The sequence below is a fragment of the Chitinophagaceae bacterium genome (assembly GCA_016713085.1).
In the GTDB taxonomy this organism is placed as follows: domain Bacteria; phylum Bacteroidota; class Bacteroidia; order Chitinophagales; family Chitinophagaceae; genus Lacibacter.
The window spans coordinates 1,463,953-1,487,762 of sequence record JADJPV010000002.1; the positions used below are offsets into that span (position 1 = coordinate 1,463,953).

At 37.3% G+C, this 23,810-nt stretch carries 23 protein-coding genes and 2 pseudogenes; 21 read left to right on the forward strand and 4 right to left on the reverse strand.

All coding sequences use genetic code 11. The annotated features are described in order from the left end of the window. Positions 1-26 precede the first annotated feature (26 nt). The 14 genes and pseudogenes from IPK31_19250 to IPK31_19315 all read left to right on the forward strand — a co-directional run bounded on the left by IPK31_19250 (position 27) and on the right by IPK31_19315 (position 13,643). Positions 27-617: a glycosyltransferase gene (locus IPK31_19250; GenBank protein ID MBK8089879.1), complete on the forward strand. Its 591-nt coding sequence runs from the start codon at positions 27-29 to the stop codon at positions 615-617. Between the two features lie 268 nt (positions 618-885). Further along, positions 886-1,881: a hypothetical protein gene (locus IPK31_19255; protein ID MBK8089880.1), complete on the forward strand. Its 996-nt coding sequence runs from the start codon at positions 886-888 to the stop codon at positions 1,879-1,881. An 80-nt stretch (positions 1,882-1,961) separates the two neighbouring features. Beyond that, a complete protein-coding gene (locus IPK31_19260; protein MBK8089881.1) occupies positions 1,962-3,200 on the forward strand; it encodes a glycosyltransferase in 1,239 nt (412 codons plus the stop codon). Positions 3,201-3,395: 195 nt separating this feature from the next. Beyond that, positions 3,396-4,184, forward strand: a complete 789-nt coding sequence (locus IPK31_19265) for a glycosyltransferase family 4 protein (GenBank protein MBK8089882.1) — start codon at positions 3,396-3,398, stop codon at positions 4,182-4,184. Beyond that, the gene (locus IPK31_19270) at positions 4,150-4,566 is read left to right on the forward strand and encodes a glycosyltransferase family 2 protein (GenBank protein ID MBK8089883.1); all 417 of its coding nucleotides are present in this window, start codon (positions 4,150-4,152) and stop codon (positions 4,564-4,566) included. Before IPK31_19265 ends, IPK31_19270 begins: the two co-directional genes overlap by 35 nt. 186 nt (positions 4,567-4,752) lie before the next feature. Further along, positions 4,753-5,091 (forward strand): hypothetical protein, encoded by a 339-nt coding sequence (locus IPK31_19275; GenBank protein ID MBK8089884.1) that lies wholly within the window; start codon positions 4,753-4,755, stop codon positions 5,089-5,091. A gap of 16 nt (positions 5,092-5,107) precedes the next feature. Next, complete coding sequence (locus IPK31_19280) at positions 5,108-6,040, forward strand: nucleotide-diphospho-sugar transferase (GenBank protein MBK8089885.1); 933 nt, start codon at positions 5,108-5,110, stop codon at positions 6,038-6,040. A 1-nt stretch (position 6,041) separates the two neighbouring features. Further along, positions 6,042-7,166, forward strand: a complete 1,125-nt coding sequence (locus IPK31_19285) for a glycosyltransferase family 4 protein (protein MBK8089886.1) — start codon at positions 6,042-6,044, stop codon at positions 7,164-7,166. After that, a pseudogene (locus IPK31_19290) lies at positions 7,166-8,276 on the forward strand (glycosyltransferase family 4 protein). The gene IPK31_19285 and the pseudogene IPK31_19290 overlap by 1 nt, the downstream one beginning before the upstream one ends. A 9-nt stretch (positions 8,277-8,285) precedes the next feature. Continuing rightward, the gene (locus IPK31_19295) at positions 8,286-9,350 is read left to right on the forward strand and encodes an acyltransferase (protein ID MBK8089887.1); all 1,065 of its coding nucleotides are present in this window, start codon (positions 8,286-8,288) and stop codon (positions 9,348-9,350) included. A gap of 18 nt (positions 9,351-9,368) precedes the next feature. Next, positions 9,369-10,079: a WecB/TagA/CpsF family glycosyltransferase gene (locus IPK31_19300; protein ID MBK8089888.1), complete on the forward strand. Its 711-nt coding sequence runs from the start codon at positions 9,369-9,371 to the stop codon at positions 10,077-10,079. Positions 10,080-10,114: 35 nt separating this feature from the next. Further along, a complete protein-coding gene (locus IPK31_19305) occupies positions 10,115-11,503 on the forward strand; it encodes an undecaprenyl-phosphate glucose phosphotransferase (GenBank protein MBK8089889.1) in 1,389 nt (462 codons plus the stop codon). 68 nt (positions 11,504-11,571) lie between these two features. After that, positions 11,572-12,987 (forward strand): hypothetical protein, encoded by a 1,416-nt coding sequence (locus IPK31_19310; protein MBK8089890.1) that lies wholly within the window; start codon positions 11,572-11,574, stop codon positions 12,985-12,987. Positions 12,988-13,028: 41 nt separating this feature from the next. Next, positions 13,029-13,643 (forward strand): acyltransferase, encoded by a 615-nt coding sequence (locus tag IPK31_19315; GenBank protein MBK8089891.1) that lies wholly within the window; start codon positions 13,029-13,031, stop codon positions 13,641-13,643. Positions 13,644-14,223: 580 nt separating this feature from the next. Here IPK31_19315 and IPK31_19320 read toward each other — a convergent pair. Together IPK31_19320 and IPK31_19325 are read right to left on the reverse strand one after the other, a co-directional pair. Beyond that, positions 14,224-14,655, reverse strand: coding sequence for a hypothetical protein (locus tag IPK31_19320; protein ID MBK8089892.1), 432 nt, complete (start codon positions 14,653-14,655; stop codon positions 14,224-14,226). Positions 14,656-14,737: 82 nt separating this feature from the next. Next, complete coding sequence (locus IPK31_19325; GenBank protein ID MBK8089893.1) at positions 14,738-16,318, reverse strand: amidohydrolase family protein; 1,581 nt, start codon at positions 16,316-16,318, stop codon at positions 14,738-14,740. Positions 16,319-16,385: 67 nt separating this feature from the next. Between IPK31_19325 and IPK31_19330 the strand changes: the two genes are divergently transcribed. Together IPK31_19330 and IPK31_19335 are read left to right on the forward strand one after the other, a co-directional pair. Further along, the gene (locus tag IPK31_19330; GenBank protein ID MBK8089894.1) at positions 16,386-16,859 is read left to right on the forward strand and encodes a 23S rRNA (pseudouridine(1915)-N(3))-methyltransferase RlmH; all 474 of its coding nucleotides are present in this window, start codon (positions 16,386-16,388) and stop codon (positions 16,857-16,859) included. Between the two features lie 111 nt (positions 16,860-16,970). Beyond that, positions 16,971-17,642: a rhomboid family intramembrane serine protease gene (locus IPK31_19335; GenBank protein MBK8089895.1), complete on the forward strand. Its 672-nt coding sequence runs from the start codon at positions 16,971-16,973 to the stop codon at positions 17,640-17,642. 1,307 nt (positions 17,643-18,949) lie between these two features. Here IPK31_19335 and IPK31_19340 read toward each other — a convergent pair. Further along, positions 18,950-19,261, reverse strand: a complete 312-nt coding sequence (locus IPK31_19340; GenBank protein ID MBK8089896.1) for a tetratricopeptide repeat protein — start codon at positions 19,259-19,261, stop codon at positions 18,950-18,952. 205 nt (positions 19,262-19,466) lie between these two features. On the opposite strand from IPK31_19340, the gene IPK31_19345 reads away from it, so the two are divergent. The 5 genes and pseudogenes from IPK31_19345 (at position 19,467) to IPK31_19365 (ending at position 23,274) form a co-directional block, all read left to right on the forward strand. Beyond that, the gene (locus IPK31_19345) at positions 19,467-20,210 is read left to right on the forward strand and encodes an electron transfer flavoprotein subunit beta/FixA family protein (GenBank protein MBK8089897.1); all 744 of its coding nucleotides are present in this window, start codon (positions 19,467-19,469) and stop codon (positions 20,208-20,210) included. A gap of 40 nt (positions 20,211-20,250) precedes the next feature. Beyond that, entirely contained in the window at positions 20,251-20,607 is a 357-nt protein-coding gene (locus tag IPK31_19350; GenBank protein MBK8089898.1) for a four helix bundle protein, read from the forward strand. Positions 20,608-20,638: 31 nt separating this feature from the next. Continuing rightward, the gene (locus IPK31_19355; GenBank protein MBK8089899.1) at positions 20,639-21,604 is read left to right on the forward strand and encodes an electron transfer flavoprotein subunit alpha/FixB family protein; all 966 of its coding nucleotides are present in this window, start codon (positions 20,639-20,641) and stop codon (positions 21,602-21,604) included. A 141-nt stretch (positions 21,605-21,745) separates the two neighbouring features. Then, positions 21,746-22,333 (forward strand): bifunctional nuclease family protein, encoded by a 588-nt coding sequence (locus tag IPK31_19360; protein MBK8089900.1) that lies wholly within the window; start codon positions 21,746-21,748, stop codon positions 22,331-22,333. An 81-nt stretch (positions 22,334-22,414) separates the two neighbouring features. Then, positions 22,415-23,274, forward strand: a pseudogene (locus IPK31_19365) (4-(cytidine 5'-diphospho)-2-C-methyl-D-erythritol kinase). Here the strand turns inward: IPK31_19365 and IPK31_19370 are convergent. Beyond that, positions 23,271-23,759 (reverse strand): VOC family protein, encoded by a 489-nt coding sequence (locus IPK31_19370; protein MBK8089901.1) that lies wholly within the window; start codon positions 23,757-23,759, stop codon positions 23,271-23,273. The pseudogene IPK31_19365 and the gene IPK31_19370 sit on opposite strands and share 4 nt — an antisense overlap. Between the last annotated feature and the right edge of the window lie 51 nt (positions 23,760-23,810).

Genomic DNA, 23,810 nt, shown 5'->3' on the forward strand with positions numbered 1-23,810 from the left:
GCACATACGAACAATTGGGATGTAATGTGATAAAGATTCCAAACACATATCCATTTTTCCCAGATATGCCTGCGGCATTAAGTTCAAAAAAAGTACTTAGTGTTGGACACTTTAATGATGCCAAGAGAAGAGATCTGCTTATTGAAGCCTGGGCTCATGTACACAAGATTCATACTGACTGGCAACTTCAGATTGTTGGGGACGGACCTGAGAAAGAAAGATGTATAAAAATGATCAATGATCTTGGGCTAAACCAGTCGATCAGTATTATTGACCCAACCGATCAAATTGAAGATTATTATTTAAACTCATCTGTTTTTGTTCTTTCGTCTGAGTTTGAATCATTTTCATTGGTGCTGCTGGAAGCTAAAATTGCCGGCCTGCCCTGTGTCAGCTTTGATATCGTTTGCGGCCCGAATGAACTGATTAATGAAGCAGAGGATGGGTTCCTGGTGCCTTTCCCAAACACAAAATACATGTCCGAAAAGATATGTACATTGATAGAAGATTTGGATTTACGAAAAAAAATGGGAGCCTCCGGAAGGGTTGATGCAATTAAAAGATATAATCCTGAAACAATTTATCAGGATTGGGACAATTTTTTAACCACTAACTAACTAGCTTTTTTGAATGAATACTATGGCTGTTAAATATTCTTTTGCTGACTATCTGCCAATATTTCTGATCTTATGTTTCAGTGGCAACCCTATTTTTACATCCGCAGGTTATTCGAAGAATCTGCTGATCCTTTTTTCAGCTTTATTCATTTTATATTCTTTACTATATATAAATGCAAGAGAACTCACTAAAGCATTAAAACAGCTTTCCCTCGTAATATTCATCATTATTGTACTTTCCGTTTTTCAAAAATATTCATTAGGATCTGTGTCTTATCCTGGAGTTATCGCATTAGTGCTTAAAATTGCGCTGGGCATGTTTTTAATGCTGCTTTACTACTGCAAGGATATCAATCTGCTGGATATTTATATAAAAATGTTATCCTTCCTTGCAAAAGTCAGTATACCTTTTTTCATTTTAAACTATTTTGCATTTGTTGGGCTTGGAATGGAGTCACCCCATCAGAAGTCTCTACTTATTTATACATCGTTCGATCTGCCGAAAGAAACATTAAGAAATGCAGGGATGTTCTGGGAACCGGGTGCATTTGCAGGGTATCTGATTTTAGCTTTACTGTTTATTGTAATGCTGAATAAAGATTTCATCTTAGGCAACTACAAAAAACATGCTTTTTGGATCGTTATCGGCCTCTTTACAACAATGTCCACAACCGGCTTCCTGATATTGGCAATATTTATTTTCATCTATGTCTTTAAGAACTATAAATATGGCAGGATATTCGTATTGCCAATTATTTTTTTAATCAGTTTTTACGCCTATTACAATCTCGATTTTCTAAATGCAAAAATAGAAGAACAATATGACGAGGCTTCTGAAATGGAAGCCACTGATGTTTCGAATACAAGATTTGGTGCGCTTAATATGGATATGATTTATATCATGGATCAGCCATTTACCGGAAACGGGTTAGACAGTAAAACCAGGTATCGTTTTCATCCCTGGGTTGATTCGGATATCGGCCATGGAAATGGCATGTCAAACTTTATTGTTTGGTGGGGAATTCCTTTTCTGCTTTTCTGGCTGGTTTGTGTGTATCGTTTTGCTGCTAAAAATTCATATTCAATAATAAACAGCCTCCTTGTAACAATCATTATTGTTCTGGTACTGCAGGGAGAACAGTTTTTAAATTTTCCTATTTTCCTGATGTTTTTTACAGCGCCAGCGATTAAGATAGCACAGGAAAAGCATGAGGAAGAGGAGGAAGAGGAAGAATTTGATAATGAATATGAACTGTCAGTATAACAGGTTGTACTAACTAAATAAAATCAGACAGGCTAATACAACTAGCTTATAGAATATCATAATTAACAGCTTTAATTACTATGCGAATACTCTGGATTACACATGATCCCATCAGGACAACGATAGAACAGGGCCAGTCTTCAAGTGGTTTCTGGAAAGAGTCTTTGCTTAAACTCCTGAAAGCTGAAACAGGTAACCGCATTATTGTTGCCTTCCCGGGTAAAGAGAAAAAAATAATCGCTGCTGATACATACAATTTCAGGTATCCGGCAAAAAAAGTGTACCATAGCCTGTCATCTGAAACAGAAGCTGACTTGCAGTGGATCATTACTGAGTGCAGGCCTGATTTAATTCATATCCATGGAACTGAAATACCCTACGGGTTACTAACAAATAAAATAACGACCCCGGTAGTTATTTCTTTACAGGGATTTATTTCGGAATGGTATAATTCAGTTTTGGGTGATATAGCATTGCCTATGTGGAAAAAAGAAAAGACGCTGAAAGAGTATATACTGAGAAACGGGTTTGTTGATATGCATTGTCAATGGTTTCTGAACGCTGCATGTGAAAAAGAAACGGTAAGGGCCAATAAGTATTTTATAGGCCGAACTCAATTTGATAAAAATTTTGTATTAAAAAACAACAGTCAAGCTGTTTATTTTTCCGGGAATGAATTACTTCGTGATGAATTCTATACTGCTACCTGGAACCTGCAGAAAATTAAAAGATACAGCATTTACACAAGCTCTTTCACAAATCCTGTAAAGGGTTTTCATGTTTTATTGCAAGCTATTAGTTTTCTGGTTAAAGAATTCCCTGAGCTGAAAGTAACTGTGCCCGGTAAACTGACTTCAAAAATGACCGGTAAAATTTCTGGAAATGCTTATTTCAGAATGATTCAGGAAATTATCGATACAAATCAATTACAAAATCATATTAACTTTTCCGGAAAACTGGAAGGAAAAGAAATTGCGTCCATTTTACAGCAAACACATCTTTTTGCACTGCCCTCCTTTATGGAAAACAGTTCAAATGCATTAGGGGAAGCACAGATAATTGGGGTTCCAAGTGTAGTATCAAATTGCGGAGGAACACCGGATATAATTTCTGATGGCGAAAACGGATTAGTTTTCAGAAGAGGCGATGCATATGAATTAGCCATGCAGATACGGCAGATTTTCCTGAATGATCATCTTGCAGAAAAGTTGTCAACCGGCGCCAGGGAGAATGGATCGGCATTTCACAGCCGGAGTAAAATTTTGTCGCAATATTCATCAACATATCAAAATATCTTAACCCTTGAAAATTCTATTTAGCGATATCACCTACTCCTATCTTTTCCTGGCGGGAAACAGGTACATGCAGAGAAACTATTCAATAACCTGAAACAAATTGGGGTTGATGTTGAATATGAGAACTGGCACGACCCGAAACTGGAAGGAAATGTTATTCAATTTTTTGGCTTCAATGACTTTCATAAGATAAAGGCTCTGAAAGCAAAAGGATACAAGTTGGTATATACACATATCCTTGACGGGCTGACAAATCTTTCATCAACAAAATTGCTTTATCATAAAGTAAAGAATAAACTTATTAACCTTTTACCAGAGAAATTTAATGTATTGTTTCCCTGGAAAGCACTCAACTATTTTGATGCGATTGTTTATATGCATCAAAATGATATGAACACCGCAATCAATTTATATAATGTAGATCCTTCAAAAGCTTTTGTTATCCCTCATGCTGTTGATTCGCTTGAAAAATTCCAGGGAGATATTACAAAAGGGGATGCAAAATTTCTGATTTCACTTGGATCTATCGTAGAAAGAAAAAATGCAGTCTTTACTGCAAAAATCTGCAAGGAGAATAAAATTCCAATTTTATTTATCGGCCACCCGTTTGATAAATCATCAGCATACTATAAAGAATTTCTAGAGCAGGTTGATGGAACATATGTAAGATATTCGGGATTTGTTACAGAGCAGGAAAAAGTAGCCCTTCTTAAAAAAGCTTCAGGCTTTGTACTCCTCAGTTTTGGAGAAAGCGGTTGCATATCAGTTTACGAAGCAGGTGCAACAGGTTTACCTGTTCTTTTATCCGACCTGCCTTGGGCAAAAGGTTATGAAAAACCAAATGCAATTTATTTTTCATCCCCTACTGATAAGGAAAAAGCAACAAAGAGTTTGATTAATTTTTTTAAACTGTCGGAGAGAAAGACGTTTCAAACCTTTTCAGTGCATACCTGGAAAGAAATTGCAGAAAGATATGCCGCTATATATAAAAAACTACTTAACCAATAAAAAGACTATTTCACCAACCTGTTATCATCACCTGTTTTCCAGAATTAAAATGAAACCAAAAATAGCTGTTATACTTACCTGTTACAACAGGCACTTAAAAACAATTGAGTGCCTTGAATCAATATATAATCAGAAACCGGGAACTGAATTAACTTTTGATATTTACCTTGTTGATGATAACTCACCGGATAATACCGGCAAACTGGTTAAAGAACGTTTCCCCGCTGTAAATGTGCTTTACGGCACTGGTTCTCTGTTCTGGGTTGGTGGTATGCGTATGGCATGGAGTGAGGCTTTGAAATCAGCTTATGATGGCTACCTGCTGATCAATGATGATGTAGTTATGAGCAGCAATATGTTCAGCAGTTTGCTGAGTACATAGCTATTCACTGGATAAATATCAGCAGGAAGGTATTTATATCGGTTCAACAAAGATCCTGAAACTGGCAAAGTTAGTTATGGAGGAAGAACATTGCTGAATAAGTTTACAGGGAAATCAATCTTAACAGAACCTGACCAGTACAAGCCTGTAGAATGTGATTTAGCCCATGCAAACATTCTATTGGTAATGAAAAATGCAGTATCAAAAATCGGTATATTAAATCAAAGCTTTACACAGCGTCTTGCAGATTACGATTATACACTGAAAGCAAAAAAGACCGGGATACCTTTGTTAGTTTGCCCCGGTTTTTGCGGAGTATGTAAAGACGATCATGGAAAGAACTGGCTTACATCGGAGTATTCATTAAAGCAAAGAATAAGTTATTTGAAAAACCCAAAATATTTAGCTTATGCAGAATATCTTTTATTTATAAAATGGCATTTCCCGTTTTACACACCTGTTGCTTTCAGTAAACTCTGGATGAAGACCCTGTTTCCTTCACTCTGGAATAAATTAAAATCTTAACCTTACATCACTAAGAATGAATAACGCATTTGAAACACCCATTCTGTTTTTAATTTTCAACCGGGCAGATACTACTCAGCAGGTGTTCAACCAGCTGAAAGTTCTGCAGCCAAAATATTTGTATGTTGCTGCAGATGGCCCGAGAGAATCAAAAAAAGATGAAAAACAAAAGTGCGAAGAAACAAGAAAAATTATTGAGCAGGTAAATTGGGATTGTGAAGTTAAAACACTGTTCCGTGAAAATAACCTGGGTTGCGGTAAAGCTGTAAGTTCTGCTATCACCTGGTTCTTTGATCAGGTAGAAGAAGGTATTATACTTGAAGATGATTGCCTGCCATCTGTTTCATTTTTTCAATTCTGCAGCCAGTTACTTGAGAAGTACAGAAATGATCAGCGTATTTGGCATTTAAGCGGTTATAATCTTCAGGCTGGAAAGAAAAGAGGCACTGCTGATTACTATTTTTCACAGGAAACACCAATATGGGGATGGGCCAGCTGGAGAAGAGTATGGAAACATTATAATTTAAATCTGGAATCACTGAATGAGTTAGAAAAAACAGATTTAAAAGCAAACTTAAAGGCGTCAAAAATTCATGCGCTTACTGCTTTATATGATTACAGAAAAGTAACAGCAGGAAAAGTTGACACATGGGATTACCAGTATTCTTATTATCAGCTGGTGAATAATGGATTATCAATTGTGCCTAATGCTAACCTTGTTGAAAACATTGGTTTCACCGCAGATGCTACTCATCAAAACAGGCAAAAAGATACATTTATAGCGAACAAAGCAGCTGTAGTAGATTATTCAAATATGAAGCATCCTTTATTTATTCTGCCTGATGTAGAGGCTGATAAATACACATATAATAAACGGACAAGGTGGTTAAAGAAGCTTTATATAATTGTATGGTTCAATTTCTTTTACCGTAATCCGAATAAACAGTAGTATGAGAGTGATTTTTCAAATAATTACTTCCATCAATCTTGGCGGAGCAGAAAATATCGCTTTTTCACTAGCTGATTATTTAAATACAGCCGAAGGAAATTTTAAGCCAGTTATTTTTGAGCTGTATAAAACAGAGAGTACTTACTCTGACAATAAAAAGAAAAAATTAACTGAGCAGGGCATCGAATTTCACACACTTGGGTTGAAGAGCAAATATCTGAGTCTCGTGATTGCACCTTTTACTTTGTGGTACTACATCCGGAAAAGGAAACCTGAAATTGTTCATTCTCATACTGATTTACCGGATTTTGTTTTAGCACTGACGGTAAAAATGTTTTCCAAAGCCAGATTCAAAATCATCAGAACGATACATAATACAGAACTCTGGCCAACACATTCCTTACTTGGCAGGATCACGGAAAAATCATTTATTAACGACACTATTATTGCTGTATCCCGGCCCGCATTAACAGCATATAATAATTTAAGAAAAAATTGCAGGCTGGCTTCATCTGAAAATCAGCAGGTCATATTAAATGGAATTAAAAATCCTGTGTCATCAGATTTTCCATACTCTCTTGATCGCACCAAAATCAATATAGCTTTTGCAGGAAGACTTGAACTGCAAAAAGGCGCTGACACTCTGCTCAGCATTATAACTAACTGTTCTGCAAATATAAAAGAGAAAATTGTTTTTCATATTATAGGGCACGGCACTTATCAAGGGCAGATAGTGGACTTCTGTAAAAAAAACAGTTACTGTATTTTCCATGAACCTGTTTCTGAGCTGGCATCAAAATTATCTTCTTTTGACTATTTAATAATGCCTTCAAGGCATGAAGGCCTGGTTCTTTTATCCCTTGAAGCATCCTTTTCAAAAGTACCGGTTATTGCAAGTGATATTCCAGGATTAGCAGAAACACTTCCACCTGGCTGGCCTCTTTTAGCAAAAGCCCAAAAACCTGACTCGTTTATTGAAATATTGGAAAAAATAACAGGCGAGAAATATAATACCGCTGAATTAAAAGCTATTGCCTTTAATTATGTTTCTCAAAATTTTTCATTTGAAAAAATGGGCAGGAGCTATTTAAGCGTTTTTCAAACCCTTAATACAGGCACAAAATGATGAGAAATAAAATTCTGTTTATTCTTCACCTCCCCCTTCCCATTCATGGTGCAGGAATGGTAGGCCAGTTTATCAAAGAAAGCAAGCTTATCAATCAAACTTTCGAGACGGATTATATCAACCTCTCCACATCAGAGAGCATAGATGAGATAGGTAAAGCAGGTGGAAGAAAGTTCTTTGTGTTGCTTAAATTACTGAAAAATGTTTTGAAATCACTGTTAACAAAAAAATACAACCTGTATTACTTAACCTTAACTGCTGCGGGCCCCGGCTTTTATAAAGACTTGCTGTTTGTTTTTCTGCTAAAGCTTTCCGGCAAAAAAATTATATACCATTTTCACAACAAAGGCATTGCAGATAACAAAAGTGTTCTTACTGACTATCTGTATCGGTTTGCCTTCAGAAATACAAAGTCAATTTTGTTATCACCTTCCTTATACCCGGATATTCAGAAATATGTGAGGTCTGACAACGTATTCTTTTGTGCAAACGGCATACCTGAAGAAAAAACAGATTCAGTATTACTTGAAGAGAAAAAAGAAGATACTCCCTGTAACCTGCTTTTTCTTTCTAATTTACTGGCAGAGAAAGGGGTTTATGTTTTACTTGAAGCATGTAAAATATTAAAAGAAGAAAATATCCCTTTTGTTTGCCATTTTGTTGGCCCTTGGGGGGATGTGACTGAAACTGAATTTTACAAACAGGTTGCAACATATAAGCTTACCGAAAATATAATCGTGCATGGAAAAAATATGGCCCTGAAAAAATCAGGTACTTCAACTGGCCGATGTTTTTGTATTTCCTACATACTACCACAATGAATGTTTTCCGTTAGTTCTTCTTGAAGCGATGCAATTCAGTTTACCGGTCGTTTCAACTTACGAAGGCGGGATTCGTGATATTGTTAAAGAAAGTGAAACAGGCTTTTTAGTTCCTCAGAAAAACGCTGGTGAATTAGCTGCTAAACTGAAGGTGCTGATTCAAAACCCGGTATTAAGAAGAGACTTGGGTAAAAAGGGGTTTGAACGATATAAAAAACATTTTACACTTGAAATGTTTGAAAAGGAAATAACTGCAACATTAGAAAAAGCCATTACCCTTAATCAGTAAAATAACAGAATGAAGAAAATAATACCAAGTCTAAATGGTCTGAGAGCACTGAGTATATTATTTGTACTTTTTGGTCACATCCAGGTTGCAAACCTGAAACGGCTTGATGCACCCGGAGCCCAGATAGGGGTCAATATATTCTTCGTTATCTCAGGTTTTTTAATTACGCTCCTGTTACTGAAAGAAGAAAAACGTTACGGAACAATATCCTTAAAGAGTTTTTATATAAGAAGAATTATCAGAATTTTCCCAGTATACTATTTCATTCTTCTTGTATATTTCATCTTACAATTGTGTAATGTTTTTTACCTTACTCCTACTTCATGGGTTACTTCAATAACATATACAAAGTATTTCAATTTTAATGACCCAGGCGATTGGGAAACAGGGCATTTCTGGTCACTGTCTGTAGAGGAACATTTTTATTTTATCTGGCCTTCCGTCTTTTATCTCTTTAAAAAATACAGAACCAGGTTTGCACTTGCAATTGTAATCATTGTACCCTTTGTCCGCTTATTTACAGATATTTCTGTTATGCATTTTTTTACAAGGGCAGATTCACTGATGTGGGGATGTTTGTTCGCAATTTACTATGATGACATATACGCCTATATTAAAACTAAAAGTAAACTCATCCTGCTATCGCCTTTTTTTATTCTACTGTGCTGTCTTGTCACAAAAAGAATGATAACATTGCTATTTCCTGACTTTAAGTTTGCTGAACACGCTGCAATAGCCTTTGCAGGTTCATTTGGCACTATAACCAATATCTGCATTGGTTTGATTATTGTTATTTCAATAAACTATGAAAATAATCTATGGTTCAGGTTCCTTAACAATCCGGTTATGGACTATCTCGGCGTTTTATCGTACAGTATTTATATATGGCAACAGCTTTTCTTTTCCGGAAATATGGGAGCCCTTTCAAAATTCCCTTTAAATATTGTTTATATTTTTATCGTTGCCGTATTATCCTATAAATTAATTGAACAGCCATTCTTAAAACTGAAAGACAGGTTTGAAATAAAAGACCGGAAACCAAAAGCAGAAACAGCAACCGTATTACCCAATTAACCAGGATAAAAAAGACCCATGTCAGCATACCCAATTTTTACAGGTCAGCTTAAGGATATTGATCTCACAAAAAAAAATGTGATCAATACTATTAATCAATACTCATACTGCATTGCAGAAAAAGATTTCGATTTCAGAGAAGCTTTGCAAAAATCTGATGTCCTTCTGCCTGATGGAATTGGAATTACTCTTTCTTACAGGTTCCTTCATGGTAAAACAATTAAAAAAATTGCTGGTGCCGATTTACATTATTTTTTACTGAACGAACTGAATACTACAAATGGGTCCTGCTTTTACTTAGGTTCATCCACTAAAACATTAGAATTAATTGAGCAGAAATTGAAAGGTGAATATCCAAATATCCGGTTCGGGAGTTATTCACCTCCATTTAAACAGAAGTTTACAAATGAGGATAACTCAAAAATGATCAATACAGTGAACGTTTTTAAACCAGATGTATTATTTATTGGTATGACTGCACCTAAACAGGAAAAATGGGTGCATCAGAATAAAGAGAACCTGTCAGTTAACATCATTGGGTCAATTGGTGCAGTATTTGACTTTTACGCCGGCACTGTAGAACGCCCCGGAAAAATATGGATACAGCTTGGATTAGAATGGTTTATACGTTTGCTTAAGGAACCAAAAAGAATGTGGAAAAGGTACCTGTATTACGGGCCTGTTTTCATCGGGCTGGTTATAAGAGAAAAACTTAGAGGATCACGGTAATTTAATATTTTTCGTTTCATCATAATATTTTTTTTATGAGTCTCCACTTCTTCCGACTATTAAAAATCAGTTTCCTGGTTTTGGATCTGCTAATGCTTAATCTTACTTTCCTGTTCGTTATGTATCTGAACAATGAAAGGATAACAGACGCTATGGAAGTTGAATACATTTACCTGTCATTATTTTTCAACCTCTCCTGGATATTTTCAAGCTGGCTTTTCAAAATATACCAACAGGGAAGTATTTCATCATTTGAATCCTTCAGCCGATCTACATTGAGAAGCTATCTTGCGCTTCTTGCTATTGTTATTCTATACATCTTTTTATCTAAAGCAGACTTATCCCGTTTATTCATCATTACATTATTTCTTTCCATTTGTGCTGTTTTGATGCTAAACCGAGTTGCCTATCTTTTTGTTCTTCAGTTTTTCAGAAAAGGCGAAATCATCATGAGGAAAGTGCTGATCATCGGTTATAACGAAACTTCAAAAAAACTGGTACAGCAGCTGGAAGAAGACCCGATCAGCACACATATTATCGGTTACTGTGAAGATCAAAAAGAAGTTCATGAATTATCAAACCATCCAATCATAGGAGAATTATCGAGCGCAATCGAGGTATCAAAAGAAAATGAGGTTACTGAAATTTTTTCAACTATTACTCCTGAGCAGAATGAAATTATTTATCAACTGATTCAGCAGGCTGATCATGCATGTATTCGCTTCAGAATTGTACCAAATTTTAATTTCTTTGTGCATTTCCCGGTACAAATTGATTTCCTTGGAGTAATGCCGGTTTTTTCAAGACGTAAAGAACCTCTTGAAGATGTTTCAAACAGAATCAAAAAACGGCTCGTTGATATACTCGTCAGCAGCCTGGCAATTGTATTAGTACTTTCCTGGCTAATTCCGTTAATAAGTTTGGTGATCTGGCTGGAATCCGGAAGACCAATATTTTTCTTACAAAAGCGAACCGGAAAAGATAATAAGCCGTTTAACTGTTTTAAATTCCGGAGTATGAAAGTAAATAATGATGCCAATTTAAAACAGGCTTCAAAAGAAGATGACCGGATAACAAGGGTTGGTAAAATACTGAGAAAAACAAGCCTGGATGAATTTCCCCAATTCTTAAATGTATTTCTTGGTGATATGAGTATTATTGGCCCACGGCCCCACATGTTAAAACATACTGATGATTATTCAAATAGAATTAACCAATTTATGGTTCGCCAGTTTATGAAACCGGGCATATCTGGTTGGGCGCAAGTGAATGGATATCGTGGTGAAACGAAAAGACTGGAAGATATGGAAAAAAGAGTTGAACATGATTTGTGGTATATGGAAAACTGGAGCATTTGGCTCGATGTAAGAATTATCTTCTTAACGATATACCAGATTTTTAAAGGTGATAAAAATGCATTTTAAATTATAGTATGTAAACAACCCAATTCTACCCAAAATTTTATTTAAATTCATCATTAAAACATAACCTAATGTCTCAAAACAATTTCGACTTTATCCTTGCCGGGAATTATTTAACAACAATGATCGCAGCATTAGAACTTTCAAAATCAGGTAAAAAAGTTTGCGTTATCAATCCGTTACCGGCATGGGGGGGGCATTTTACAAAAATAAATGTCAATGGAAGTAATTTTGACCCCGGTGCTATTTCACATGAATTTACTGCTTTCAACGATACCGGTTTATTAGACCCTAAGTCTTATCAGCCAAATGTGCGGAATGACTGGGGAAGGTTTACCAAAGTAATTGAAAACTATACCCGAAGCCATATTGAACTGGTAAGAATGCAAACTCCATACACTGTGTATGACGGTCAGTTATATCCAGATATAATCATGACAAACAGATTAGATGTGTTACAACATCCCGTATTAGCCAACCGCATAAAAGCTGAAACACAATTAATCACCTCTCAGCCAGAGAGTGAATTACACCCAAAAAACAAAAAGACGAATCAACTTTATATTGAAAAAAGTTATTATGAAGCTTCAGTTGCCAATCATGGGGCAACATTGCATTCTGAATTATTTGAACCCTACTTTCAAAAGATGTCGAACCTTTCAACAACCGGTTTGATTGCATTGTATCACAGAATTGGCTGGTTGCCTTTATACTATCCCGAAACTATTTTTTCACAATACAGCGATAGTCCGCAGAATTTTCATGACACATACTTCTGTTATCCAAAAGCAGGATATGTTGGAGTATTCGGAGAAACACTTTCAAAAAGGCTGGAAGAAGCAGGTATAACTATTGTAAGAGAAGCGATTGAAAAAGTAGATGATATACCGGGTAAAACAACTGTTATATTAAAAAGCGGCCTTGACGTTACTGCTCCAAAACTAATATGGAGTTTAACACACGATCAATTAGTTTCTGCCGTAACGGATAAGCCTGCAAACATTTTCGACAGATGGTCTGCAACACTTGTGTTCATGACCATTCCAAGGATCAAATTGTTAAAAACATTTAGTGTTTTATGGTCGCCCGACAGGCAGACTTTATTTTACAGGGCATGCAATCAAACTGAGAGTTCAGGATTTGATGAACCAAATGCAAGAATTACAGTAGAATTGAATCCTGATTACTTAAAAGGTCTTGGCTTAACAGAGGAAGCAGATATTATTAAAAGAGTTAAACAGGATTTTGCCACTCTTGGTTTTGTTTCTGATACAGAAGCAATCTCTATTGAAGGGTTTAAAACACTAAAAAATGTCCTTTTACTTCCAAGCCGTGAAAACTGGAAACTGCTGGAAAATGAAAGAGATGTTTTATATGACAGATACCCGAACGTATTTTTTACCAGGAATACAGAATCGTTTTTTACCGATACACTGAATGATCAGATCATTAAAGGGTTAAAAATTGCTGAGCAGTTTAAAAATTAGATTCCTGTTCTTTCTTATTTTTTAAATGAATGAAAATCGGAATGGAAACACTTACAAATCAAAGAAAGGTTAGTTTTCTAAGTTTGCTGAAAACAGCTTTACTGAAATTGAAGTATGGTAAATCGCTTGAATTGAAAGGACGGTTGATTATTTTCGGAAAAATCCCGTATTTGAAGATGCCGGGTACAAGTAAAATTGTTTTTGGTGATAGAATTGTGCTGGATTCAGGTGTTAAAACAAGTAATGTGCCCTTAGTGATGAGGTGTAAATTTGTTTGTGGTACAACTGGAGTATTCGAAATCGGTGATAATACCATTCTTAATGGAGTAGGAATGACAGCTTACAAAAAAATAAAAATTGGCAAGAATTGTCTCATTTCTTCCGGAACGTTTATTTCCGATACTGATTTCCATCCGATTGATCCTATGTTAAGACAAAAAGTATCGATGGGCTATCCGACAGATTTTAACCAGGTAAAAAAGGCTGAAGTTATTATTGGCGATAACGTTTGGGTTGGCTGGGGTTCCATTATTTTAAAGGGAGTAACTATTGGAGACAACAGCATTATTGCTTCCGGATCTGTTGTTACTTCAAATATTCCTCCGAATGTTATTGTTGGCGGGAACCCGGCAAAAATTATTAAACAGATTGAGTGATCTTTATTTAAAAGCAAACCAACTGCAGATAAGATTAATTATGACTTGCTGCAATTCTTTTTATGTCTGACCCTGAACATATACATATTAGAAACCGGAAAGTTATATCTCATCATCATAAACACCCGGGAAAGAATAAAAACCGAACAACTTTTTGGATGCTGTTAGGAATTATCTTCCTAACCGCTATTGTTTTTATAATACCCCAGTTTCATCCTGAAAAGCTGATTGATTCGAAAGGTATCTGGTGGTTTGATGCATTCCAGCATATCTTTTTCTTCTTTTTCTTTACGCTTGTTTTATTCAGGCTACTTCCTTTTCAAAAACTGAATCTGAGTTTTTTTTTATTTTTAATTCTATTCTCCACTTTTTTTGAGGTAATGCAAAAACTTCTTTTTGAAATCAGTTTTTCCTATCGTGATGTAATTACAAATTTCATTGGCATTTCGCTTGCCTTCATCATATATTTATCAGTAGGGTATTTTAAAATGAGACCAAAAAAAGAAAAATTCATTCACCCCGAAAATAATCAAAGCCACTTTCTGAGTGGCTTTGATTATAATTCAAATTCAGATGAGAATTATTTAATCAGGTTAACTGCATTCAACCACGCCGGTCTTTTTGCAGCCCATCCGCTGGCAAAAGCTTCCGGTTTTAATCCACCTTCAAAACTCTTTAATACTCCTGTTGCCTGTGCCATCGTTTTTACAGTGCCGGCAGTACTGATAAGGTTCTGCACATTAAACCCCTGCTTAAACATACCGGGCTTAATAAATCCAGCCAGTGATGCAATACTTTTACCTACTCCAACTGCGTCGTTATTTTTTCCGGCATTACTCAGAAAGTTGCCTTTATTACCTGCCCATGCATCAGTAAATGAAGTGGGCTTAACAGCATTTGTAAACTGGCTCACAAGATTTCCAATACCACCTCCCCCTGTTGAAGGAAGTTTAATTTGTGCAAAGGAAGAGCTGACCATTAAAACAAATAAAGAGGCAAATACAAGTTTCATAAAATGTGTTTTTATTTAAAGTTAAAGTATAAGTTAGAAATTTGTGCTGAAATACTATCAAGCTGTTTAACTTCTTCAGTAGCTATTCCATTCCTGGTTGCTTTATTTGAAAACCTGATTTCTTTTTTTCTTCATCTACCATCAGCTTCACATCATTCAGCAGTTTCTTTGCATCATAAACTATACCATCCTTAATTGTATACTTTATCCCTCCTGCTCTTGTCACTTTGTTTTCTGCACTCAGCCTGATAGCACCTGTTCCATAAAGCACCTGCAGATTTTCCAATGGGTTTACATCTATCACAACAAGATCGGCCAGCTTCCCCACTTCAATACTGCCGAGGTCTTTTTCCATGCCCAATGCCTGTGCACCATATAAAGTTGCTGACCGAATTACTTCCAACGGATGAAACCCTGCTTCACGAAATAACTCCAGTTCACGGATATAACCAAAGCCATAGGTTTGATAAATAAATCCATTGTCACTTCCCGTTGTTACTCTTCCTCCCCTATTTTTATATTCATTAATAAAGGTCATCCACAACCGGTAATTTTCTTTCCATTCTACTTCCTGTTCTGTTCCCCAGCTATGCCAGTAACTTCCGTGCGATACCCTGCTGGGTTCGTAAAATTTCCAGAGTGAAGGCAAGGTATAATTCTCATGCCACTCCGCTCTTCTTGCACGCATCAGATCACGGTTGGCATCATAGATATTAAAAGTAGGATCAAGTGTAAAGTCAAGCGATAGTAATTCATTCATCACAGCATTCCAATGTTCACTGTAAGGAGAAGCAGCCTGTTTCCACAATTTACCCGCTTCTTCAAATCGATGCTGCTCATTGCTGTAATTATAATTAAGCGGGTATTGCTGAATGGTTTGTTTGGTAAACAAAGCTTCCGGTAAACCATACCAGTGTTCCATAGATGTTAAACCTGCTTTTGCTGAATTAACCACATTCCATCTTGCAACGTCCATCTGTGCATGATGACAGCAGCTTCTTAATCCCAGTTTTTTATTTTCTCTTAATGCAGCATCCATGATTTGCGGCGCTGCACCAAAGAATTTAATTCCGTCTGCACCTTTCTGTGCATTTTCACGAACCCAGGCAACTGCCTGCTCAACTGTTGTTACGGGTTGTTTACTTCCCATCCCAAAAGCAGTGTAAGCAAAAATGCGTGGAGCCGTAATTTTATTCTCTGCGCTTAATCTTTTTTCTTCCAGCACCCAATCTAATCCATTGCCGCAGGAAGGATCCCTGATGGTTGTAATGCCGTGAGCCATCCATAATTTAAATACATATTCTGCATTAACTCCCTGTCCGGTTCCACCAATATGTCCATGCATATCAATAAAGCCTGGTAATACATAATGTCCTTCGAGATTTATCTCCTTTCCACCTTCTTTTAACTTGGGCCTGTTGTTAGGATTGATGGCTACTCCCGGATTTCCCACATTGGCAACTTGTAGAATTCGGTTCTTGTCAATTACACTATGAACCGGACCCATTGCCGGAGTACCAGTACCGTTAATCATGATTACTCCCCGTAAAATGAGTTGTGTATACGAACCATCACCTTCATTTTTCAAAGGAGCTTTAGGGATTTGTGCAAATGAGGAAATACAAATAAAGACAGCTGCTAATGCAAAAGAAATTATTCTCATATCAGATTGGTTATACCGAAATTTACAAAGAATAAGTTGATTCAATTTCATCTTTTATTACAGGTATATGAAAATTCAGTTCTGGACGGTAGGCAAAGCACATGAACCTTATATAAAAACAGGTGTGGAAGAATTCACAAAACGCATCTCTAAATACTATCCGGTTGAATGGACCATTATTCCTTTGCCCAAAAATTCAGGTATGCTGAGTGAAGCCGACCTGAAAAAGAAAGAAGGTGAAATGATTCTTGACTGGCTGCAGAAAGAAGACTACCTTATTGCTTTAGATGAAAGAGGAAAACAATTGAGCAGTGAAGGACTTGCCGACTTTATTATGAAGAGAAGCAATGAAAGTATAAAGAATCTTGTGTTCCTGATTGGTGGTGCTTATGGCATTGATGAAGCAGTGATGAAAAGAGCCAACTTTAAATGGAGCTTATCGCAGCTGGTTTTTCCGCATCAGCTGGTGCGGTTGATCCTTGCTGAACAGGTATACCGTGCCTGCAGCATTAACAGGAATGAAAAATATCATCATAGTTAAAAAATGTACGAAGTACGATGTCAGATGTACGAACTGCCAATTCATCTGCCCGCAACTTTGTAAGAATTCTTTTAATTTTTCTTTTTAAAATTTAGCATCTACATTTAAACCATGGAATTTACAATTACACTTGCTATTATTGCTATTACCTGTATTATTTCGTTCACTGCTTTCAACAGTGAAAAAATCATCAACGACCTCATCTTCTGGCCGCCGATGATCAAAAATAAAAATCAGTATTACCGTTTTATTACTTCTGGTTTTATTCATGCAGATATTCCACATCTTGCGTTTAATATGATTACTCTGTATTTCTTTGGCAGGGCCATGGAACTATTCTTTATTGCAAAGATCGGCAAGCTTGGTTTCATATTTTTTTACCTGGCCGGGATTATTGTTTCTGAAATTCCATCCTATATCAGGCATCATAACAATTACAGTTACAGAAGTCTTGGTGCATCAGGAGCAGTTACCGCCGTCTTATTTTCATTTATCTTATTAGCTCCATGGCAAACCTTATATGTTTTCTTTTTGCCATTACCGGCAATTGTTTTTGCACTTCTTTATGTTGGGTATACATTTTACATGGACAGACGTGGCGGAGATAACATCAACCACAGTGCACATTTATGGGGAGCTGTTTGGGGGGTAGTATTTACAATATTGATGGAGCCAAGTGTTGTTGAGCGGATAAAAATAATCTCCTGTCTTCCATTTTCGGAGCAACAACGGAAATGTAATTTTATCTGCATCAAGCATAGCCATATCATTGGATGTGCTTAACTCTGTATTAGCAGCAATTGATTTTTTGATGGATAAACTTCCGGCTTCAAACAAAACCGATCCATCTTTTTCTTCAATAACAATTGTTGCAGATTCTGTTGATTGCACAGGCGTAATAATAAACCAATGCCTGTTTTTCACGATGCGGAAATGCAAAGCAGGCGAATCGATGAACTTTCCTGATTCACTTGCAGCAAGCTTCAGCAATTCATCTACCTGTTTTTCTGAAAAGCCAAAAGGGTGAATGATCTCATAGATCAATGCCCGGTTATTATACAGCATCAATTGTTTCACCGGGATATGAATTTCATTTCCTTTTACCCGGCAAAGCTTTTTAATCAGCAACTGCGTTGACATATTGTACAGCTGTTCAATTTCTTTAAAGCGGTTGATATTATCAGCAAGATTTTCCTTTACCTGCGGATATACCTTGCTGATAGCCGGAATGATTTCATTCCGAAAAAAATTTCGGGTGTACTTGCTTGAACTGTTCGATGAATCTTCTCTGTACCTCAGTTGATTTTCTTCAGCATAAGCAAGTAACTCCTGCTTGCTAAAAGAGAGCAATGGCCGTTTGATATGACCATAAGAAACAGGAATACATGTAAGTCCATGCAAACCTGTGCCACGGAAGAAATTCATCAGCAGGGTTTCATTATTATCATCTGCATGATGAGCAGTGAGAACAGAAAAGCTGTCCGGATGCAGAAACTCCGGTTGTGCCGCAAGTAATTTCTCATTGACGAGTTCCTCAAACCAATCATAACGCAATACTCTTGCAGCTTCCTGGATGGATAATTTATGTTCAGCAGCATATTTTTCTGTGTCAAAACGCTGAACCTTTACTTCCACCCTGTACTTCTCTCCCAGTGATCTCACAAAAATTTCGTCAGCTTCACTCTCCTCTCCACGTAATTGAAAATTGCAGTGAGCAATGGTGAAATGATACCCGGCTTTAAAACAGAGATCAGTTAATACAACACTATCCACTCCTCCGCTTACCGCAAGGAGCAACTGATCTTTTGGTGAGAAAAGATTATGCTGTTGAATGTATTGTTGAAAAGCATTTATTGAAAGCATTGAACAATCTATTACTTTGATAAAAATCTCATTATTAAAAAAAGAATAAGCCCCAGGAAAGATAAGCCAATGAGAAAAAATCCTCCCATTACAATAATAATCCCTCCGCCGTGTACATTACTGGTATCAGGAATAAAAACAAGAAGCATCCCGATTAATATCGCAGCCGATGTGATGAAATAGGCTCTCTTTGAAACTGTATCGTTGAAAATATTAGGCATAATAAATCAAAACGTCAGTTCCTCCCAGGCTCCTCTTAATTCACCTAAAGCATGCTGCTCTCCTTTTTCTTTGGCAACTTCCATCCCTTTCAGGTACCACTCAATCGCTTTTTCTGTATCATCATTTCGTTCAAACAATTTGCCCAAGTGATAATATGAGCCCACATAGCCGGGTTCATTTGCCAGTAATTCTTCAAACAATTGACGGGCTGTTTCATCATCGCCCAGTTTAATATATTCCAGTGCCAGCGCATGCTTCAGGAAGCTGTCGTTGGGGTTTCCTTCGAGGAATTTCTTTAATTGTTCAACACGATCCATGTGGCTGTTAATTTTTTAAGAACAGGTGTTTGTTTTCAAAATCAAACCTTTATCTTTGTTTTAGTTGCATAAACAACCATTTATTTCCCTGATTAAAAATGATTGCATGCAATATCCATAAAAATTATCAAGCTAATTTATATCACCAGCGATGATAATTTTTGTGGATATACTATGTGGCTGACAATAAAATAAAAATGAACGCATGAAAATTTTAGTTTGTATCAGTAAAACGCCGGACACAACGGCAAAAATAGCCTTCACAGATAACAACACAAAGTTTGTACAGGATGGTGTACAGTGGATTATCAATCCTTACGACGAATGGTATGCCCTTGTGAGGGCCATTGAACTGAAAGAAAAAGACCCCGCCGCTGTTATTCATTTAGTAACTGTTGGTGCTGCTGATACAGAACCCATCATCCGCAAAGCATTGGCATTGGGTGGTGATGAAGCGATTCGTGTAAATGCAGACAGTCATGACAGTTTTTATATCGCTTCCCAAATTGCTGAAATTGCAAAACAGGGAGCTTACGATTTAGTCTTTACCGGTAAGGAAACCATTGATTACAACGGTTCATCTATTGGCGGTATGGTTGCTGAACTACTTGACCAACCTTATGTTTCGCTTGCCACCAAATTTGAACTGAATGGAACAATCGCAACCATTGAACGTGAAATTGAAGGTGGTGAAGAAACCTGCGAAGTAAATCTGCCGGTTGTAGTAAGTTGTCAGAAAGGAATGGCCGAACAACGCATCCCCAACATGAGAGGAATCATGGGTGCACGTACCAAACCATTGAAAGTTGTTGAACCGGTTGCTGTGGAAGCATTAACCAGCGTCGCATCATTTCAGTTACCTCCTGCAAAATCTGGTGTAAAACTGGTTGATCCGGAAAATGTAGGCGAGCTGATTCGTTTACTTCATGAAGAAGCAAAAGCAATTTAAAAATGGATAATTGTTTAATGGATAATTGATAACTGCTTCCATGAAAGAGAATATACTTAAAACAAAAAGCTTTGAATTTGCTGTAAGGATTGTCAACCTCTGGAAATACTTAAAAAAGCAGCATAATGAGTATATCCTTTCACAACAAATTCTGAAAAGCGGAACAGCTATTGGAGCCTTAATCCGTGAAGCAGAACATGGTGAAAGCATGAAAGATTTTATCCATAAACTTACAATCGGGCTGAAAGAAGCAAATGAATCAAAGTATTGGCTGGACCTGCTTGTTGCTTCAGATTTTATAACAAAAGAAATGTTTGACTCATTGAATAAGGATTGTGAAGAGTTACTGAAATTGCTTACAGCAAGTGTAAAAACTTCTAAATCCAAACTGAAATAATTATCATTTATCAATTAACTAATTATCAATTATGAGTATTCTCGTTTTTATAGATGCCGCTGATGGTCATGTAAAAAAATCTTCCTTTGAAGCATTGACCTATGGCGCACAATTGGCCAAACAACTCGGCACAAGTGCTGAAGCTGTTTTATTAGGTACAGTTGCTGATGATGTGGCCGCACTGGGCAAATACGGTGTAACTAAAATTTACCAGGTAAACAGTGACGCATTGGCTCATGTGGATGCACAGGTATATGCAAAAGCAATTGCTGATGTGGCAACTGCAAATGCTGCAAGTGTAATTGTGTTATCACATAACTTAACCGGGAAAGCGGTTGCTCCCCGTTTGAGTGCAAGACTTAAAGCAGGCTTGGTTGCAGGTGCTGTAGGATTACCTGACACCAGTAATGGATTTGTGGTAAAGAAAGGCGTGTTCAGCAGCAAAGCATTTGCATTTATTTCTGTAAATACTCCCGTAAAGATTTTATCCATCAGCCCGAATTCATTTCAAACAATTGCAGGTGAAGGAACAGCTGAAGTAGTTGCAGCAAACATAACTGTTGAAACTCCGAAAGTAAAAGTAACTTCCACTAATATGGTGACTGGTGAAGTTCCATTAAGTGAGGCTGATATAGTAGTAAGCGGTGGCCGTGGTTTTAAAGGACCCGAAAACTGGGGCATGGTTGAAGAACTGGCAAAATTGCTTGGAGCTGCAACAGCCTGCAGCCGCCCGGTTGCTGATGAACATTGGCGTCCGCATCATGAACATGTGGGACAAACAGGTGGTTCCATTGCTCCCAACTTATATATTGCCATCGGCATCAGCGGTGCTATTCAACACCTGGCAGGTGTAAACCGCAGTAAAGTAATTGTGGTGATCAACAAAGATCCTGAAGCACCATTCTTTAAAGCAGCTGATTATGGTATTGTGGGAGATGCCTTTGAAATTGTGCCGAAGATGATTCTGGAAGTAAAAAAGCTGAAAGGCGTAGCTTAAATTACTTCCATATATAATAAACTGAGAGCGCCGTTTTTACGGCGTTTTTTCATTGTTTAAACCAACCAGAATGTTTAAGATGAAATAATTCAGTTGAATAACTCAATTAAAAAGCAAAGCCCTTAAATTTGCCCTCGGGATATGAAAAAAATTGAACTGGAAATAGTAGCACTTTCCCACAGCATTACGCAAACACACAGCTATGCAGTGGTTCTTGGCGAAGTAAATGGACTGCGCCGTTTACCCATCGTTATTGGTGGTTTCGAAGCACAGGCAATTGCTGTTGCACTAGAACGCATGCAGCCAAGCCGCCCACTGACTCATGATCTCATGAAAAATTTCATGCTGGCTTTTAATGTGGATCTGCACGAAATTGTGATCAACGATCTTCAGGAAGGTATTTTCTACTCCAAGCTTTTATGTTCTTCTGATAATGATACGGTTGAAATTGACAGCCGTACAAGCGATGCCCTGGCATTGGCTGTACGTTTTGGCTGCCCCATCTATACCTACGAGCATATCCTCGAAAGCGCCGGAATTTTGATGGAAGATGATGAAGAGAAAAAAGAGAAAGAAGAAGTAACGGTTACTACCGGGGGTGAAGGAAAGGAAGATCTCAAATCATTAAGCATTGAAGAATTACAAACCCTGCTGAACGAAGTCTTAGAGCAGGAAGATTATATCCGGGCCATCTCCATCAGGGATGAATTGAGCAACCGCAAGAAATAATTGATAATTGGTTAATGGACAATTGATAATTCCGCCTCCATTCAACTAATTTTCCACTATCAATTATACAACTATCCATTAATGATCGTTTTTCCCAATTGCAAAATCAATCTCGGCTTACAGATTCTCAACAAACGGGAAGATGGATTTCATAATCTCGAAACAGTCTTTTATCCCATTCCATTACGAGATGCGTTGGAAGTGGTCAGAACCCAGAGCGAAGTCGAAGGGTCTGGCGGGCTTATCGAGCGGAGTCGAGATAACCATATCTCATTTAATTCAACCGGACTAATAATTGAAGGTGATTCTCACAACAATCTATGCATCAAATCATATGATCTTCTGAAAAAAGATTTTCCAGCACTTCCATCCATTCAAATGCACCTGCACAAAACCATTCCCATGGGAGCTGGCTTGGGTGGCGGTAGCAGCGATGGAGCCTTTGCTTTGAAACTGCTGAATGAAAAATTTCAACTGGAATTATCGAGCCAGAGTTGATTAATTATGCCCTGCAACTTGGAAGTGATTGCCCTTTCTTCATCATCAACAGACCTGCCTTTGCAACTGGCAGAGGTGAAATTTTGGAGGAAGTTCCACTTGACTTGTCGGCCTATCATTTTGCAATCGTCAATCCGGGTATTCATGTAAATACCGGCTGGGCTTTTGCAAATCTGAATCTGTCAGGCCGCTCCAAGAGACCAGACCTTAAAACAATCATTCAGCAACCAGTAAGTACTTGGAAAGATCAGCTCATTAACGACTTTGAAGAACCGGTGAGTAAAGCCCATCCGGAGATTGCATCCATCAAACAACAACTGTACGATGCAGGTGCTTTGTATGCTTCTATGACGGGTAGTGGCAGTACAGTGTTTGGCATTTTCAACAAGGAACAAAAGCCTTCACTTTTATTCCCTTCATCTTATTTCTATAAGCTAATTTAATTATCGGCTAATTGTAGTAATTCATTCAGGTTCAATTCATCAGTAACCATCACTAAATTATTTTTTTCATCCAGCGGCCACAGTTCTTTGGGCTTGTCCCAGTACAGTTCCACCCCGTTTCCATCAGGATCATTTAAATAAATCGCCTCACTTACACCATGATCTGATGCCCCGGTTAAAGGATACTTTGCATCCATCAAACGCTTCAGAATAATTGCCAGATCTTTCCTTGTCGGGTACAAAATAGCTGTGTGGTACAGTCCAACCGAATGAACCGGTGCCGGACCTGCCCCTTTACTGTGCCAGGTATTTAACCCGATATGATGATGATATCCTCCGGCCGAAATGAACACTACCTGCGATCCGTATTTCTGCATTACTTCAAATCCAAGCAAATCACGGTAAAAGCCAAGTGAACGGTCGAGGTCAGACACTTTTAAATGTACATGACCAATCCTTGTTTGTGCAGGAACTGTATAACTCATATTAATCCCGATTTTATTATATGAAAGTAAGAAAGTATTTTTGAGGCTTCA

Excerpts from the sequence above, each read along its gene's own strand:
- IPK31_19260 (MBK8089881.1), top strand. The coding sequence starts at position 1,962 with ATGCGAATACTCTGGATTACACATGATCCCATCAGGACAACGATAGAA.
- IPK31_19270 (MBK8089883.1), top strand. The coding sequence starts at position 4,150 with ATGCCGCTATATATAAAAAACTACTTAACCAATAAAAAGACTATTTCA.
- IPK31_19275 (MBK8089884.1), top strand. The coding sequence starts at position 4,753 with ATGAAAAATGCAGTATCAAAAATCGGTATATTAAATCAAAGCTTTACA.
- IPK31_19280 (MBK8089885.1), top strand. The coding sequence starts at position 5,108 with ATGAATAACGCATTTGAAACACCCATTCTGTTTTTAATTTTCAACCGG.
- IPK31_19285 (MBK8089886.1), top strand. The coding sequence starts at position 6,042 with ATGAGAGTGATTTTTCAAATAATTACTTCCATCAATCTTGGCGGAGCA.
- IPK31_19295 (MBK8089887.1), top strand. The coding sequence starts at position 8,286 with ATGAAGAAAATAATACCAAGTCTAAATGGTCTGAGAGCACTGAGTATA.
- IPK31_19300 (MBK8089888.1), top strand. The coding sequence starts at position 9,369 with ATGTCAGCATACCCAATTTTTACAGGTCAGCTTAAGGATATTGATCTC.
- IPK31_19305 (MBK8089889.1), top strand. The coding sequence starts at position 10,115 with ATGAGTCTCCACTTCTTCCGACTATTAAAAATCAGTTTCCTGGTTTTG.
- IPK31_19310 (MBK8089890.1), top strand. The coding sequence starts at position 11,572 with ATGTCTCAAAACAATTTCGACTTTATCCTTGCCGGGAATTATTTAACA.
- IPK31_19315 (MBK8089891.1), top strand. The coding sequence starts at position 13,029 with ATGGAAACACTTACAAATCAAAGAAAGGTTAGTTTTCTAAGTTTGCTG.
- IPK31_19320 (MBK8089892.1), bottom strand. The coding sequence starts at position 14,655 with ATGAAACTTGTATTTGCCTCTTTATTTGTTTTAATGGTCAGCTCTTCC.
- IPK31_19325 (MBK8089893.1), bottom strand. The coding sequence starts at position 16,318 with ATGAGAATAATTTCTTTTGCATTAGCAGCTGTCTTTATTTGTATTTCC.
- IPK31_19330 (MBK8089894.1), top strand. The coding sequence starts at position 16,386 with ATGAAAATTCAGTTCTGGACGGTAGGCAAAGCACATGAACCTTATATA.
- IPK31_19335 (MBK8089895.1), top strand. The coding sequence starts at position 16,971 with ATGGAATTTACAATTACACTTGCTATTATTGCTATTACCTGTATTATT.
- IPK31_19340 (MBK8089896.1), bottom strand. The coding sequence starts at position 19,261 with ATGGATCGTGTTGAACAATTAAAGAAATTCCTCGAAGGAAACCCCAAC.
- IPK31_19345 (MBK8089897.1), top strand. The coding sequence starts at position 19,467 with ATGAAAATTTTAGTTTGTATCAGTAAAACGCCGGACACAACGGCAAAA.
- IPK31_19350 (MBK8089898.1), top strand. The coding sequence starts at position 20,251 with ATGAAAGAGAATATACTTAAAACAAAAAGCTTTGAATTTGCTGTAAGG.
- IPK31_19355 (MBK8089899.1), top strand. The coding sequence starts at position 20,639 with ATGAGTATTCTCGTTTTTATAGATGCCGCTGATGGTCATGTAAAAAAA.
- IPK31_19360 (MBK8089900.1), top strand. The coding sequence starts at position 21,746 with ATGAAAAAAATTGAACTGGAAATAGTAGCACTTTCCCACAGCATTACG.
- IPK31_19370 (MBK8089901.1), bottom strand. The coding sequence starts at position 23,759 with ATGAGTTATACAGTTCCTGCACAAACAAGGATTGGTCATGTACATTTA.